We start from the raw sequence: 14,497 nt of genomic DNA, 5'->3' as shown, positions 1-14,497 counted from the left end.
GGTCGACACCCGGCCCGCAGGGACTGTCCCGCCGATGGCTGTGGCTGGTCGGCACGCTGAGCCTGATCCTGGCGTTCGCGCAGTCCCCAGGCCAGATCTCCCCCGACACCAAGCTCGACCTCACCGCCAACCCGGTGCGTTTCCTCACGCGCGCCGCGCACCTGTGGAACAGCGAGCTTCCGTTCGGCCAGACCCAGAACCAGGCGTACGGCTACCTGTTCCCTCACGGCGCGTTCTTCGTGGTCGGGGACCTGCTGGGGCTGCCTGACTGGGTTATCCAACGCCTGTGGTGGGCCCTGCTGCTGGCCGCGGGCTTCTGGGGCCTGCTGAGGGTCGCCGAGGCGCTCGGCATCGGGACGACGCCCTCGCGCGTGATCGCCGCACTCGCCTACGCGCTGTCACCACGGGTGCTCACCACGTTGGGCTCGATCTCGTCGGAGACCCTGCCGATGATGCTGGCCCCGTGGGTGCTGCTGCCGGTGATCCTCGCGATGCGGGGCGGGCACCAACAGTCGCTGCGGGTGCTCGCCGCCCGCGCCGGCGTCGCGGTGGCCCTGATGGGCGCCGTGAACGCTGTGGCCACGCTGACCGCGTGCCTTCCCGCACTGATCTGGTGGGCGTGCCACCGGCCGGACCGCCGATGGCTGAGGTTCTCCGCGTGGTGGCTGCTGAGCACGGTGCTCGCGGTCACCTGGTGGGTCGTCGCCCTGGTCCTGCTGGGCCGCGTCAGCCCCCCGTTCCTGGACTACATCGAATCCTCCGGCGTCACCACGCAGTGGACCTCGCTGATCGAGGTGCTGCGCGGAACCGACAGCTGGACCCCGTTCGTGGCGCCCAACGCCACCGCCGGCAGCTCCCTGGTGACCGACCCCGTCGCGATTCTGGCGACGACGTTGGTGGCGGCGGCGGGCCTGGCCGGTCTCGCACTGCGGACCATGCCCGCGCGGGGCCGGCTCGTGCTGATGCTGCTGATCGGCGTGACGCTGCTGGGGCTGGGCTACGCGGGCGGGCTGGGCTCGCCGCTGGCCCACCAGGTGCAGCTGCTCCTGGACTCCGGGGGTGCGCCGCTGCGCAACGTGCACAAGCTCGAACCGCTGGTGCGTCTGCCGATCGTGCTGGGTGTGGCCCACCTCATGAGCCGGATTCCGCTGCCTGGCAGCGCCCCGCGGGCGGTGTGGCGACGCGCGTTCGCCCATCCCGAGGAGGACAAGCGGGTCGCGGTCGGGATTGTGGTGCTGGCAGCCCTCGCCGCGAGCACATCCCTGGCCTGGACGGGGCGACTCACCCCGCCGGGGACCTTCGAGGCGATCCCGGACCACTGGCACCAGGCCGCGGAATGGCTGACCCACAACAACACCGGCACGCCGGCGCCGGGTCGCGTCCTGGTGGTGCCGGGCGCGCCGTTCGCCACCCAGATCTGGGGCAACACCCGCGACGAGCCGCTGCAGGTGCTCGGCGAAAGCCCGTGGGGCGTGCGCGACTCCATCCCGTTGAACCCACCCGAGACCATCCGGGCCCTGGATTCGGTGCAGCGCCTCTTCGCGGCGGGCCGGCCGTCCGCTGGCCTCGCGGACACCCTTGCCCGCCAAGGCATCTCCTACCTCGTGCTGCGAAATGACCTGGACCCGGACAACTCCCGTTCAGCGCGGCCGATCCTGGTGCACCAGGCGATCGAAGGCTCCCCCGGCCTGACCAAGGTGGCACAGTTCGGCGATCCGGTGGGGCCGGGCACCCTCGAGGGCTTCATCACCGACAGCGGCCTGCGGCCGCTGTACCCGGCCGTGGAGATCTTCCGGGTCGATCCCGACCACACGGGGGTCCCCAACCCCGGTGCGCCGTACCTGGCCGACGCCGCCGCCATGGCGCGCATCGACGGCGCCCCGGAAGCCCTCCTGCGCCTCGACGAGCGGCGTCGTCTCCTGGGCGAATCACCGCTGGGGCCCGTGCTGTTGACGCAGGACGCGCAGGCCGCCGGCCTGCCGTCCGACGTCGTCACCGTCACCGACACCCCGATGGCACGCGAGACCGACTACGGCCGCGTCGACGACCACTCCTCGGCGGTGCGGACCCCCGACGACGAGAGGCACACCCACAACCGGGTGCCGGACTACCCGGCGACCGGCGCCGACCTGGTGTACGGGGGATGGACCGGCGGACGCCTGACCGCATCGAGTTCGGCGGCCGACGCGACGGCCCTGCCCAATGTGGCGCCCGCCGCGGCACCCGCGGCCGCCGTCGACGGCGACGGCGCGACAAGTTGGGTGTCCAACTCGCTGCAGGCCGCCGTCGGGCAGTGGCTTCAGGTCGACTTCGACCATCCCGTCACGAACGCGACGCTGACGCTCACGCCGAGCACCTCGACCATCGGCGCGCAGATCACCCGGATGGAGATCTCCACGGCCACCGGCACCACGACGCTGCGGGTGGACCGGCCCGGGCAGCCGGTCGTGGTGGCGCTGCCCTACGGGGAGACCCCGTGGGTGCGGATCACCGCCGCGGGCACCGACGACGGTTCCAGCGGAGTGCAGTTCGGCGTGACCGATCTGGCCGTCACGCAGTACGACGCCGCCGGATTCGCCCATCCCGTGGCCATCCGGCACACCGTCAACGTGCCCGGCCCGCCCGAGGGTGCGACCGTCGGGATGTGGGATCTGGGCGCGGACCTGATGGGCCGGCCCGGGTGTGTCTCCGCGGCGGACGGCGTGCACTGCGCTTCGCCGCTCTCGCTGGCTCCCGAGGAACTGGTCAACCTCAGCCGGACCCTGACGGTGCCGGAGCCGGTCGCCGTGACGCCGACGGTGTGGGTGCGGCCCCGGCAGGGGCCCGGCCTGGGTGAACTGGTCCGTCAGCCCGGAGCCACGCGCGCCGACGGCGACTCCGATTCGTTCGACGTGCTCGGCACGGCGTTCGCCGCCTCCGACGGCGACCCGCGCACGTCATGGACCGCGCCGCAGGGTGTCGTCCAGCACCGCACCGCGCCGACGTTGATCCTGACGCTTCCCGAGGCCACCGAGGTGGCCGCGGTTCGGCTCACTCCCAGCACCTCGGAGCTGCCCACCCATCCGACCCTGGTGGCGGTCGACCTGGGCGACGGACCGCAGGTGCGCGAGATGGAACCCGAAGGTGCGCAGACGCTTTCGCTGTACCCCCGCAAGACCAAGAGCATCAAGATCAGCCTGCTGGACTGGGACGACGTGATCGACCGCACCGCGCTGGGCTTCGATCAGGTCAAGCCGCCCGGCCTCGCCGAGGCGCAGGCCCTGCGGCCCGACGGCACGCCCATCGCGCCGGCCGACGCGGCCCGAAACCGCGCTCGCCCCATCGAGATCGGCTGCGACAAGGGCCCGGTGATCGCGGTTGCGGGGCGCTTTGTGAACACGTCGGTCAGCACGACCGTCGGTGAACTCCTCGATGGCACGCCTCTGCGGGCCCACCCCTGCGAGGCCGCGCCGATCGACCTGCCCAGCGGCACCCAGGAGTTCCTGGTGAGCCCGGGTGCGGCGTTCATCATCGACGGCGTGCAGTTGGCCGGGCCCGCGGCCAAGGAGATTGCGCCCGCGCCCACGTCCGGGGTGCAGACTGAGCGCTGGGGCCCGGACCGGCGAGAGGTGATCGTGCCCGCGGGCGAGGGCGCCCGCGTGCTCGTGGTGCCCGAGAGCATCAATCCGGGCTGGACGGCCCGCACGTCCGACGGTGTCGTGCTGACCCCGATCAGCGTCAACGGCTGGCAGCAGGGTTGGGTGGTGCCGCCTGGAACCGAAGGGCCGGTGACGCTCGAGTTCGGCCTGAACGCCCTTTACCGCGCGGGACTCGTCGGTGGGCTGGCGCTGTTGCCCATTCTGGCGGCGCTGGCATGGGTGCCGAGTCGACGCCGCGAGGAGGATGGGCCGGTCTCGGTCTGGAAACCCAAGGCGTGGTTGGCGGTCGGCGGCGCGCTGCTCGCGGGCCTGCTGATCTCGGGTGTCGCGGGGGCTGTGGTGGTCGGTTCCGCGGTGGCGCTGCTGCGCCTGCTCGACGGCAGAGCGCGGGCGTGGAAAGTCATGACGCTGGGCGGGGCCGCGACGGGGTTGATCCTGGCCGGTGCCGCAGTCGCGCGCCACCCCTGGCGCTCGGTCGACGGGTACCTGGGGCATTCGCCGTGGGTGCAACTGCTGGCCCTGATCAGCCTGGCCATCGTGACGGCGTCGGTGATCGACTGGCCGCGCGAGGTCGCCGAACCCCCCGTGCGGGAGCCGCGACCCACTTAGCATCACTGAGGTGACACAGGTCCACACCGTCCGCGGCCCGATCGACACCGGTGACCTCGGGGTCACGCTGATGCACGAGCACGTCTTCGTGCTCTCCCCCGAGATGATGCAGAACGACCCCGGGATCTGGGGCGACGAGCAGGCGCGCCAACGCGACGCCATCGCGCGGCTCAACGCCCTCAAGGCACGCGGCGTCGACACCATCGTCGACCTCACAGTGATCGGCCTGGGCCGCTACATCCCCCGCATCGCGCGCATCGCCGAGGCCACCGACCTCAACATCGTCGTCGCCACCGGCGTCTACACCTACAACGACGTCCCGATGTATTTCCACTTCCAGGGCCCCGGCACGGCACTGCCCGGCCCCGACCCGATGATCGACCTGTTCATCCGCGACATCACCGAGGGCATCGCAGGCACCGGCGTCCGCGCGGCGATGCTCAAGTGCGCGACCGATCAACCGGGCGTCACGCCGGGAGTCGACCGTGTGCTGCGGGCCGTCGCGGCAGCCCACCGCCAGACGGGGGTGCCCATCTCGACCCACACGCACGCCGCGTCCCGGCGCGGCCTGGACCAGCAGCGCATCTTCGCCGAGGAGGGCGTCGACCTGTCCCGCGTCGTGATCGGGCATTCCGGCGACTCCACCGACCTCGACTACCTCGAGGAGATCATCGCGGGCGGGTCCTACCTCGGCATGGACCGGTTCGGCGCGGACGTGTACCTGCCGACACCCGAACGGGTCGACACCGTGGCCAAGATGTGTGAGCGCGGGCATGCCGACAAGATGGTGCTCTCGCACGACGCGTCGTGCTTCATCGACTGGCTGCCCGAGGAGGCCGTGCCGGTGGTCCTGCCCAACTGGCATTACCTGCACATCCACAACGACGTGCTGCCCGCGCTTCGGCAGCGCGGCGTCACCGAGGAGCAGATCACCACGATGCTGGTGGACAATCCGCGGCGGATCTTCAGCGCGCAGGGCGGATACTGATGACCGACCCGATCCCCACGCAGCTGACGGCGCTGGCGACCGCCGCCCCCGACGCACCCGCCATCACCTGCCAGGGCCGAACCGTGACCCGGGCCGAACTGGACGCGACGACCAATCGGCTGGCCAGGGCATTCGCCGAACTCGGTGTGGGACAAGACGATTACGTCACGATTTCACTGCCCAACTCGATCGAGTGGATCGAGGCGGCGATCGCGTGCTGGAAGCTCGGCGCGGTGCCCCAGCCGCTGGCTCCGGCCATGCCCGACGACGAGTTGGCGGCGATCCTGGACCTGAGGGAGCGCGCGCTGCTCGTCGGCCGCAGCGATCCCCGCGGCCGGACACCTCACGTGCCACCCGGGTTCACGCCCGGTCCACAGCATTCGGATGCCGCACTGCCCGAAGCGGTTTCACCGGTCTGGAAGGCCATGGCCTCGGGTGGAAGCACCGGAAGGCCCAAGCTCATCGAGACCGGCGGAGACAGTCGGGTCTCTGCTCTGCTCGGTTTCCCGCTCGGCGCGCAGGACAACGATGTACAGCTGATCTCGGTGCCGATGAGCCACAACACCGGATTCACGGTGGCTGTGGCGGGGCTGCTGCTCGGCCACCACCTGATCGTGATGCCCCGCTTCGACGCGCACGAGTTCCTCCGGCTCGTGACCGAACACCGGGTGAGCTTCCTGGCGACCGTGCCGACCATCATGCAGCGACTGCTTCCGGTGTATCGCGCCGATCCACACGCGTACGACCTGAGCTCGATCCGCCGACTCTGGCATCTGGCCGCACCGTGCCCGCCCGCGGTGAAGGAGGCCTGGATCGAGCTCGTCGGGCCGGAGGCGGTGTGGGAGCTCTACGGCGGCACCGAACTTCAGGCGCTGACGTTCATCTCCGGTGACCAGTGGCTCACCCACCGCGGCTCGGTCGGAATCGTGGTGGCCGGTGAGATGAAGGTGCTCGACGATGACGGCCACGAGTGCGCACCGGGCGAGGTGGGTGAGATCTACATGCGAGCCGCACCGGGAAGCCCGCCCACCTACCGCTACATCGGTGCGACCGCGAAGTCGCGGGACGGTTGGGAATCCATCGGCGACCTCGGCTGGTTCGACCAGGACGGTTTCCTCTACTTGTCCGACCGGCGCGTCGACATGTTCACCGTCGGCGGCAAGAACACCTACCCGGCCGAGATCGAGAACGTCCTCAACGAGCATCCCGGCGTGCTGTCGGCCCTGGTGGTCGGCATTCCGCACGAGGACCTGGGTCAGGTGCCGCACGCCCTGGTGCAGGCCGCGCCGGGGTCCGGTCTGGATGTCGATGCGGTCGTGGACCACCTGAGGCAGCGCCTGGAGGCGCATAAGGTGCCACGCAGTGTCGAGTTCGTCGACCGGCCCCTGCGCGACGACGCGGGCAAGGCCCGCCGCTCGGCCGTACGCGATCAGGTCATCGCGGCGCGGACGGACTGACGCCTCACCGGGCGATCGCGGGCTCCGGTGTGTCGTCGGCCGAACTGTCCAGCGGGGCGATGCGATCCGCGCGGCGGCGCTCCCAGTTCCGCAGCGCCTGCCTGCACGGGTTCTCGATCAGCGCATAGCTGACGGCGGCCATCGCGAACCCGAACACCAGGGTGAGCGTCAGAATCACCGGCATGGCACCGTTGAAGACGAACTTGCCGACCACGGGGAAGGCCATCGCCAGCGCGGCCAGATGCCACACGAACAGGCCGTAGGACCACCGCCCCAGGGTGACCATGATGGGGCTGCCGAGGATGCGGTGGTCGGTGTCGGGCCGGTCGAGCACCAGCGGCGCCAACAGACCCCAGGCGATGATGGCGCCCATCGCGGTGCGCACCACGAACTGCCCGAGCGTGGCCGGGGTCAGCCCCTCCGGTCCGGCCAGCGGCGAGGCCGAGATCACATAGGCCACGGCGACGATCAGCGCCATCACCCAGCGCCGGCGGGCCAGTCGGTGCATCCACCCGACCGGGCTGACGGTCCACTCCGCGAGCAGCATCCCCGCGCCGAACCACGACGCGTAGGCCGGCGGCCAGTTGAGGAAGTTGATGCCCTCGGCGGTCTCGATCGGCAGCAGCCCCCACCCCAGGCTGATGACCGCGACCGCGGCGATCACCGGAATCCGGGCCCGCACGGGCAGGCGGCGGGCCAGAAGTGCCAGGAACGGCAGCGCCAGATAGAAGGTCACCTCGACCGACAGGCTCCACATCTGCGTCAGGCCCGGGGTCAGCGTCAGGGGCACGTAGATCTGCGTCAGCGTTAAATTCGCCAGCCACACTGTGGAATTGGCGCCGATGGCGTCGGGGAGCAGCAGCAGGATGACGACGACGGCCACGAGGTAGCCGGGCATGATCCGCACGATTCGTGAGCGCAGGTAGTGCCCGGTCGGCGGACGGTGCCGCAGCCCGCGCGCCGCGGCCGCGTGACCGCGCCACAGCAGGAAACCCGACAGTGCGAAGAACACCGCCACGGCCAGGTCGAACCGGGACAACAGCCGCCCGGTGACGCCGCTGGTCTGCGCGGTCTGGAAGGCGACGTGCGTAATCACGACGCCGATCGCCGCGCACGCCCGCAGACCCTCCACCGGCGGCAGGAAGCTGCGGGTTCCGCCCACCCGTCCGGGGACGGGCGCCACTCCGTCGACACTGCTGCTCACCGCACCCAGTGTGCCCGCACCCGGCTGACGGGCCACCAAGACCCGACGATAAGCCTGGGCCTTAGGGTCTGCTGTTAGGGTTCGAACGGGTTTGCCTCGACTGCCCGGACCGGAAGGAAGGTACGCGCGCCTTGAACCGTGCAGTGACGTTGCGTGTGGCCGCGTGCGGCCTGCTGGGGCTCGGAGCCGCCCTTCTCATCGCCGCCCTGCTGTTGTCGACCTACACAGCGAGCAGGATCCAGAAGATTCCGCTGGATCTCGACGCGACGCTGGTGAGCAACGGCACCGGAAGCGCCCTGGACCCCGAATCGCTGAGCCGCGAGAACTTCGTCATCGACAAGAACGTGCCGCTGGTGTCCCAGCAGCAGATCAGCGTCGAGTCCCCGGCCAACGCCGATGTGGTGACCCTGCAGGTGGGCACCTCGGTGCGACGCTCGGACAAGCAGAAGGACAACGGCCTGCTGCTGGCCATGGTCGACACCGTGACACTGGACCGGTCCACCGCCGAGGCCGTCTCCGACGAGACGCATCCCGGCGGTTCGGTGCAGAAGCCGCGCTCGATCGACGACACCAAGGCGCCCACCAACATCGCGCTGCCCCATGAGGGCCTGTCGTACCGGTTCCCGTTCAACACCGAGAAGAAGACCTATCCGTTCTTCGATCCGATCGCCCAGAAGGCCTTCGACGCCAACTACGAGGGCGAAGAGGACGTCAACGGGTTGACCACCTACCGGTTCACCCAGAACGTCGGCTACGACGCCGACGGCAAGCTGGTCAAGCCGATCAGGTACGCGTCGCTGTACGACGACGAGGTGGACAGCGAGGTGACGGCGCTGGCCTCGCAGTGGGGTGTGCCGGGCGAGCCCGACGAGCGCATCACGATGCAGCGCTTCTACGCCGCGCAGCGCACGTTCTGGGTCGATCCCGTCTCGGGCACCATCGTCCGGGCCGAGGAGCACGCGAACCACTACTACGCGCGCGACGAACTGCGGCCCGAGGTGGCGCTGGTCGACTACAAGGTGACCTCCACCCAGGAGACCGTCGAGGACCAGGTGGCCGCCGCCCGTGACGAGCGGGACAAGATCGCGCTGTGGTCACGCATCCTGCCGATTACGTTCACCGCGGCCGGCCTGATCGCGCTGGTGGCAGGGGCGCTGCTCGGCTCGTTCGGGCTGCGCGCCGAGGCCGAACTGATCGATCCGGGCCTCGACCGCGACGAGGGTGGGTTCTTCGGCGGTTTCGCGAGCCGACGCGGCGAGGACACCGGTCCCATGCCCGCGGCGGAGGCCGAAACCGAGAAACTCCCGGCGCAGCGGCCGGATCTGCATCGCGAGCAGGGCCCGCCCAACCAACCGTGACCTGGCGACGCGCGGCGGTGCCCGCGTACGCGCTGGTGCTCGCGCTCGCCGTGACCGCCCCGCTTCTGGGGCCCGGATATCTGCTGCTGCGCGACGCGGTGTCCACGCCGCGCTCGCACCTGACCGACGCCGCGCTCGGGCTGTCCCAGGCCGCCCCGCGCGCGCTGCCGCAGGACTTTCTGGTGGCGCTGGTCTCGGCGGTCCTCGACGGCGGGATTCTGGTCAAGGCGCTGCTGATCGCCGGCCTGTGGTTCGCCGGCTGGGGCGCGGCCCGGCTTGCCGAGACCGTGCTGCCCGCCGTGGGCCTGCCGGGACAGTTCGTGGCGGCCACCGTGGCGATCTGGAATCCGTACGTCGCCGAACGCCTTCTGCAGGGGCACTGGAGCCTGCTGGTCGGCTACGGCTGCCTGCCGTGGGTGGCCGTCGCGATGCTGCGCCTGCGCGCCGGTCAGGGCGGACTGGCCGGGTGGGCGGCCTTGGCGTTCTGGATCGCGCTGGCCGGCCTCACCCCGACGGGTCTGCTGCTGGCCCTCGTCGTCGCGCTCGTCTGCGTGAGTTCGCCGGGGCCCGGTACGGGCCGGCTCCGGTGCGCGGCCGGTGCGGGCGTGATCGCGGTGTTGTGTGCGCTGCCGTGGCTGGTCGCGGCCGCGGTCTCGGACTCGCTGGCCACCTATGACTCCTCCGGTGCGGGCACCGCCGCGTTCGCGGCCCGCGCCGAGCCCGGGTTAGGCACCCTCGGCAGCCTGGCCGGACTGGCGGGCATCTGGAACGCCCAGGCCGTGCCTGGATCCCGCACCACGCTGTTCGCCCTGGCCGCGACCGCGGTGCTGGTGGCCGTCGTCGCGCTGGGACTCCCGGCCGTGCTGCGGCGACGCTCGGCACTCGGCCTGGTGGCGTTGGCCGCGGCCGCGGTGCTGATGCCCGCGCTGCTGGCGACGGGTTCCGGGGTGGCCGCGGTCGAGGCGGCCTCCTCGGCGTTCCCGGGCCTGGGTGTCCTGCGCGACGGGCAGAAATGGGTGGCGCTGGCCATGCCGGGCTACGCGGTGGCCGCCGCGGGCGCGGTGGTGACGCTGTCGCGCTGGCGACTCGGCGCACGTCCGGCGCTGACGGCCGCGGCGCTGTGCGCCGCAGTGATCGCGGTCCTGCCCGATCTGATGTGGGGGGTGTGGGGTTCGGTTCGGCCCGTGCACTACCCGCCGGGATGGGCCGCGGTGGCCGAGAGGATCGGCGCCGATCCGCACGTCGTCGCGGTACTGCCCGCCGACTCGATGCGGCGGTTCGACTGGGCTGGATCCGCTCCGGTACTGGACCCGCTGCCGCGGTGGCTCGACGCCGAGGTGCTGACCACCGGGGACCTGGCGATCTCCGGTCAGACGGTGCGCGGCGAGGGTGGCGACGCCCGCGCGGTGCAGGATCTGCTGCTCAGCGGCGGCGACCCCGCCCGCCTCGCGGAGCTCGGTGTCGGCTGGGTCGTCGTCGAAGCCGACTCCGAGGGCGAAATGGGTTCGGCGGCAGACACTCTGGAGCGGCTGTCGCTGGAGTACGCCGACGGACAGATGCGGCTGTACCGTGTCGACGGCGCACCCGCGCCAGTGCCGAATCCCCGGCGCGGCCTGCTGATCGCGGCGCACGCCGTCTGGTTGGCGGTGCTGATCGCCGGGGCTCTGGGCCTGATCCGGGGGGCTCAGACCAGACCGCTGACGCGGCGACCGTCCTGAACCGCGCCCAGCACCTCCAGCATCGACTCTGCGCTCTGCGCCCAGGAGAACTCCGCGCAGCGGGCGGCGGCCTTGCGGCCCAACTCGTCACGCAGCACCGGGTCGGACAGCACATCCTCGAGCCGGGCCACGAGTTCAGCCCGGTCGTCGACGAGGAGTCCGGTGACACCGTCGACGATCGAATCGGTCAGGCCGCCCGAGGACCGGTAGCCGATGGTCGGCACGGCGTGCTGTGCGGCCTCGACGACGGCCAACCCCCACCCCTCTTTCCGAGAGGGCAGCACGTGCACCCACGAGCGTTGCACGACATGATGTTTGGTGACGTCGTCGACGTGACCGTGGAAGGTGACGGCGTCGGAGATGCCCAGCGCCGCGGCGTGGTCGACCAGGTTCTGCTGCCACCAGCCACCGCCCACGACATCGAGGTGCAGGCCCGGGATCCGCTCCCGCAGCACCGCGACGGCCTCCAGGGCGTCCTCGATCTGCTTGTGCGGCACCAGTCGGGACAGCACCGACAGCCGGGGTGCGGCCGACCTCGGCGCCGTCAGCGTGGCCTCGGGAGCCGGGTCGAGGCCGTTGCGCACCACGGCGATGTGCCGGGGATCGACACCGAGTTCGGACAGATCGCGCATCGAGGGCAGCGAGACCGTGACGTACTGATTGCGGCGGTGGAGTCGGGGTGAGAGCCACGACTCGACGAACCACCCGAACCTTCCGGTACGCCGTCCGGCCACCGGCCACTGTTCGCGGTGGCAGTGGTGCACCAGCACCACCGAGCGGCGTCCGTAGGCCAGCCGGGCCAGGAAGGGGATGCCGTTCTGGGTGTCGATCACGACGTCCGGGCGGGCATGCCGCAGGGGCCCCAGTCCGAACCGCGCCGCCACCATGGCCAGGCCGGCCCAGATGTACACCGAGTAGGGCCCGCCTCCGCGGGAGATCCGGACACCGTCGATGACACCGCGCCGCGGCGCCCCGGGGTACCGAGCGGTCCGCAGCGTCACGCGGACCCCCGACGCGGCCAGGTGCGCACCGATGCGCTGCACGTAGGCTTCGCTGCCACCGCCCTGGGGGTGCCCGGTGTCACGCCAGCACAGCATGAGCACGGATCGCACGGCGGGGGCAGACATCGCACCCCAGAGTAGCTGGACCGGGACCCGTATCCCCAGCCGCGAGCGCTGCGTAGGGTGACCCAGTGGGCATCACCGGCATCTTCTCCAGGCGTGCGACGCTGGCCAGATCGGTGCGGCTGCTGAGCGAGTTCCGCTATGAGCAGAGCGACCCCGCCCGCTTCTACACCGCCCTGGCCGAGGACACCGCGGCCATGGTCGTCGACCTGTGGGCCGGTGCCCATCACGGCCGCGCCCCGGTCGGGCGCACGGTGCTCGACGTGGGCGGCGGGCCCGGATACTTCGCTGACGCGTTCACCGCGCGGGGTCTGCACTATGTCGGCGTCGAACCCGACGAGAGCGAGATGCACGCCGCGCCCACGCTCGAGCGCAGCGCCGGCAGCTTCGTCCGCGCCTCGGGGATGGCGCTGCCGTTCGCCGACGCCAGCGTGGACATCTGCCTGTCGTCGAATGTCGCCGAGCACGTGCGCGAGCCGTGGCGGATGGGTGCGGAGATGCTGAGGGTGACCCGGCCCGGCGGGCTGGTGATCCTGTCCTACACCGTCTGGCTGGGCCCGTTCGGCGGGCACGAGATGGGTTTGACGCACTATCTGGGCGGTGCCCGCGCGGCCGAGCGCTACACCCGCAGGCACGGCCACCCACCGAAGAACAACTACGGATCGTCACTGTTCGCGGTGTCGGCCGCCGATGGCCTGGAATGGGCGCACAGCACGGGCGCGGTTCTGGCCGCATTCCCCCGCTACCACCCGCGATGGGCCTGGTGGATGACCGCGGTGCCGGTGCTGCGGGAGTTCCTGGTGAGCAATCTGGTGCTCGTCCTTCGCGCCCCGGCGGCGTCGGACTGAAACAGGTTCTCGTTTCTTGACGGGGTGGGTAGTGTTTGCGCTATGACACAGACGACGTCGGCCATCAAGACCGAGTACGACAAACTCTTCATCGGTGGACAGTGGGTCTCGCCGAGCACCTCCGAGGTCATCGAGGTCTTCTCGCCCGCCACCGGAGAAAAGGTCGGCCAGGTGCCGCTGGCCGCCAAGGCCGACGTCGACGCGGCCTTCGCCGCGGCCCGCAAGGCCTTCGACGAGGGACCGTGGCCGCGGAAGACTCCGCATGAGCGGCAGGCCGTGCTGGCCAAGGCCCTCGAACTGATCGAGGCGCGCGCCGACGAGTTCAAGACTCTGCTCAAGCTCGAGACCGGTCAGCCGCAGACCATCGTCGACATGATGCAGTACGGCGCGGCGATGTCGACCCTGCAGTTCTACGCCTCGGCGGCGGACAAGTTCGCGTGGAAGGACATCCGCGACGGCGCCTACGGCCAGACCCTGGTCCTCAAGGAGCCCATCGGCGTGGTCGGCGCCGTCGTCGCCTGGAACGTCCCGTTCTTCCTGGCCGCCAACAAGCTGGGCCCAGCCCTGCTGGCCGGATGCACCATCGTGCTCAAGCCCGCGGCTGAGACCCCGCTGACCACGAACCTGATGGCCGAGGTGTTCGCCGAGGCCGGCCTGCCCGAGGGCGTGCTGTCGGTGGTGCCCGGCGGCCCCGAGACGGGGCGCGCGCTGACCGACAACCCCGAGATCGACAAGTTCACCTTCACCGGGTCCAGCGCGGTCGGCAAGGAGATCGGCAAGATCGCGGCCGAGCGGCTCAAGCCGTGCACGCTGGAGTTGGGCGGCAAGTCCGCGGCCATCATCCTCGAGGACGCAGACCTGGACTCCACGCTGCCGATGCTCATCTTCTCGGGCCTGATGAACACCGGCCAGGCCTGTGTCGGCCAGACCCGCATCCTGGCGCCGCGGTCCCGCTACGACGAGGTCGTCGAGAAGGTGGGCAACGCCGTCGGCGCCATGCCGGTCGGCCTGCCCGACGATCCGGGTGCCGCCGTCGGCCCGCTGATCAGCGAGAAGCAGCGTGAGCGCGTCGAGGGCTACATCCGCAAGGGTCTCGAGGAGGGTGCTCGTCTGGTCACCGGCGGCGGCCGGCCCGAGGGCCTGGACAGTGGCTGGTTTGTGCAGCCCACGGTGTTCGCCGACGTCGACAATGCGATGACCATCGCACAGGAGGAGATCTTCGGACCCGTGCTCGTGGTGATCCCCTACGAGGACGAGGCCGATGCCGTGCGCATCGCCAACGACTCGGTCTACGGCCTGGCGGGTTCGGTGTACACCACCGACAACAAGAAGGCCCTCGAGATCGCGTCGCAGATCCGCACCGGCACCTACGGCGTGAACATGTACGCCTTCGATCCGGGCGCGCCGTTCGGCGGGTACAAGAACTCCGGCGTCGGCCGCGAGTGCGGGCCCGAGGGCATCGCGGGGTACTGCGAGTCCAAGAGCGTGCTGCTGCCGTTCGGCTACACCCCCGAGGACTGAGTCCGAGCGGCGACGAAGGAGCCGCGAAGGAG

The 14,497-nt window shown here is 70.8% G+C and carries 9 protein-coding genes; 7 read left to right on the top strand and 2 right to left on the bottom strand.

Annotation, left to right across the window (positions count from 1 at the left end; all coding sequences use genetic code 11):
* Positions 1 to 23: 23 nt before the first annotated feature.
* Genes A5727_RS02415 through A5727_RS02405 form a run of 3 tightly spaced genes read left to right on the top strand, consistent with a single transcriptional unit; the run spans position 24 to position 6,692 of the window.
* On the top strand, positions 24 to 4,247 hold the full coding sequence (locus A5727_RS02415) for an alpha-(1->3)-arabinofuranosyltransferase (protein WP_068243844.1): 4,224 nt from the start codon (positions 24 to 26) through the stop codon (positions 4,245 to 4,247).
* A gap of 10 nt (positions 4,248 to 4,257) precedes the next feature.
* Positions 4,258 to 5,235, top strand: coding sequence for a phosphotriesterase family protein (locus A5727_RS02410; protein ID WP_068243841.1), 978 nt, complete (start codon positions 4,258 to 4,260; stop codon positions 5,233 to 5,235).
* Positions 5,235 to 6,692, top strand: a complete 1,458-nt coding sequence (locus tag A5727_RS02405; protein WP_068243838.1) for an AMP-binding protein — start codon at positions 5,235 to 5,237, stop codon at positions 6,690 to 6,692. The genes A5727_RS02410 and A5727_RS02405 overlap by 1 nt, the downstream gene beginning before the upstream one ends.
* A 4-nt stretch (positions 6,693 to 6,696) precedes the next feature.
* Here A5727_RS02405 and A5727_RS02400 read toward each other — a convergent pair whose 3' ends face one another.
* Complete coding sequence (locus A5727_RS02400; RefSeq protein ID WP_231991924.1) at positions 6,697 to 7,896, bottom strand: acyltransferase family protein; 1,200 nt, start codon at positions 7,894 to 7,896, stop codon at positions 6,697 to 6,699.
* 131 nt (positions 7,897 to 8,027) lie between these two features.
* On the opposite strand from A5727_RS02400, the gene pgfA reads away from it, so the two are divergent.
* Both pgfA and A5727_RS02390 read left to right on the top strand, forming a co-directional pair.
* Complete coding sequence (gene pgfA, locus A5727_RS02395; protein ID WP_068243835.1) at positions 8,028 to 9,254, top strand: cell envelope lipid trafficking protein PgfA; 1,227 nt, start codon at positions 8,028 to 8,030, stop codon at positions 9,252 to 9,254.
* A complete protein-coding gene (locus A5727_RS02390) occupies positions 9,251 to 10,972 on the top strand; it encodes an MmpA family trehalose lipid delivery protein (protein WP_231991923.1) in 1,722 nt (573 codons plus the stop codon). Before pgfA ends, A5727_RS02390 begins: the two co-directional genes overlap by 4 nt.
* Here A5727_RS02390 and A5727_RS02385 read toward each other — a convergent pair.
* On the bottom strand, positions 10,939 to 12,099 hold the full coding sequence (locus A5727_RS02385) for a glycosyltransferase family 4 protein (RefSeq protein ID WP_068243832.1): 1,161 nt from the start codon (positions 12,097 to 12,099) through the stop codon (positions 10,939 to 10,941). The two genes, A5727_RS02390 and A5727_RS02385, sit on opposite strands and share 34 nt — an antisense overlap.
* A gap of 65 nt (positions 12,100 to 12,164) precedes the next feature.
* On the opposite strand from A5727_RS02385, the gene A5727_RS02380 reads away from it, so the two are divergent.
* Positions 12,165 to 12,944 carry a class I SAM-dependent methyltransferase gene (locus A5727_RS02380; protein ID WP_068243829.1) on the top strand — a complete coding sequence of 260 codons (780 nt, stop codon included), beginning with the start codon at positions 12,165 to 12,167 and terminating at the stop codon, positions 12,942 to 12,944.
* Positions 12,945 to 12,986: 42 nt separating this feature from the next.
* Positions 12,987 to 14,465, top strand: coding sequence for an aldehyde dehydrogenase (locus A5727_RS02375; RefSeq protein ID WP_068243827.1), 1,479 nt, complete (start codon positions 12,987 to 12,989; stop codon positions 14,463 to 14,465).
* Positions 14,466 to 14,497: the final 32 nt, after the last annotated feature.

Origin of the sequence: Mycobacterium sp. ACS4331, assembly GCF_001667265.1 — a bacterium.
GTDB lineage: Bacteria > Actinomycetota > Actinomycetes > Mycobacteriales > Mycobacteriaceae > Mycobacterium.
The sequence above is the reverse complement of the archived record's forward strand: the minus strand, read 5'-3'. Positions and strand labels throughout refer to the sequence as shown.

What these genes read in the sequence shown, in the direction of transcription:
- A5727_RS02405 (WP_068243838.1), top strand. Translation starts at nt 5,235, where the DNA reads ATGACCGACCCGATCCCCACGCAGCTGACGGCGCTGGCGACCGCCGCC.
- A5727_RS02375 (WP_068243827.1), top strand. Translation starts at nt 12,987, where the DNA reads ATGACACAGACGACGTCGGCCATCAAGACCGAGTACGACAAACTCTTC.
- A5727_RS02385 (WP_068243832.1), bottom strand. Translation starts at nt 12,099, where the DNA reads ATGTCTGCCCCCGCCGTGCGATCCGTGCTCATGCTGTGCTGGCGTGAC.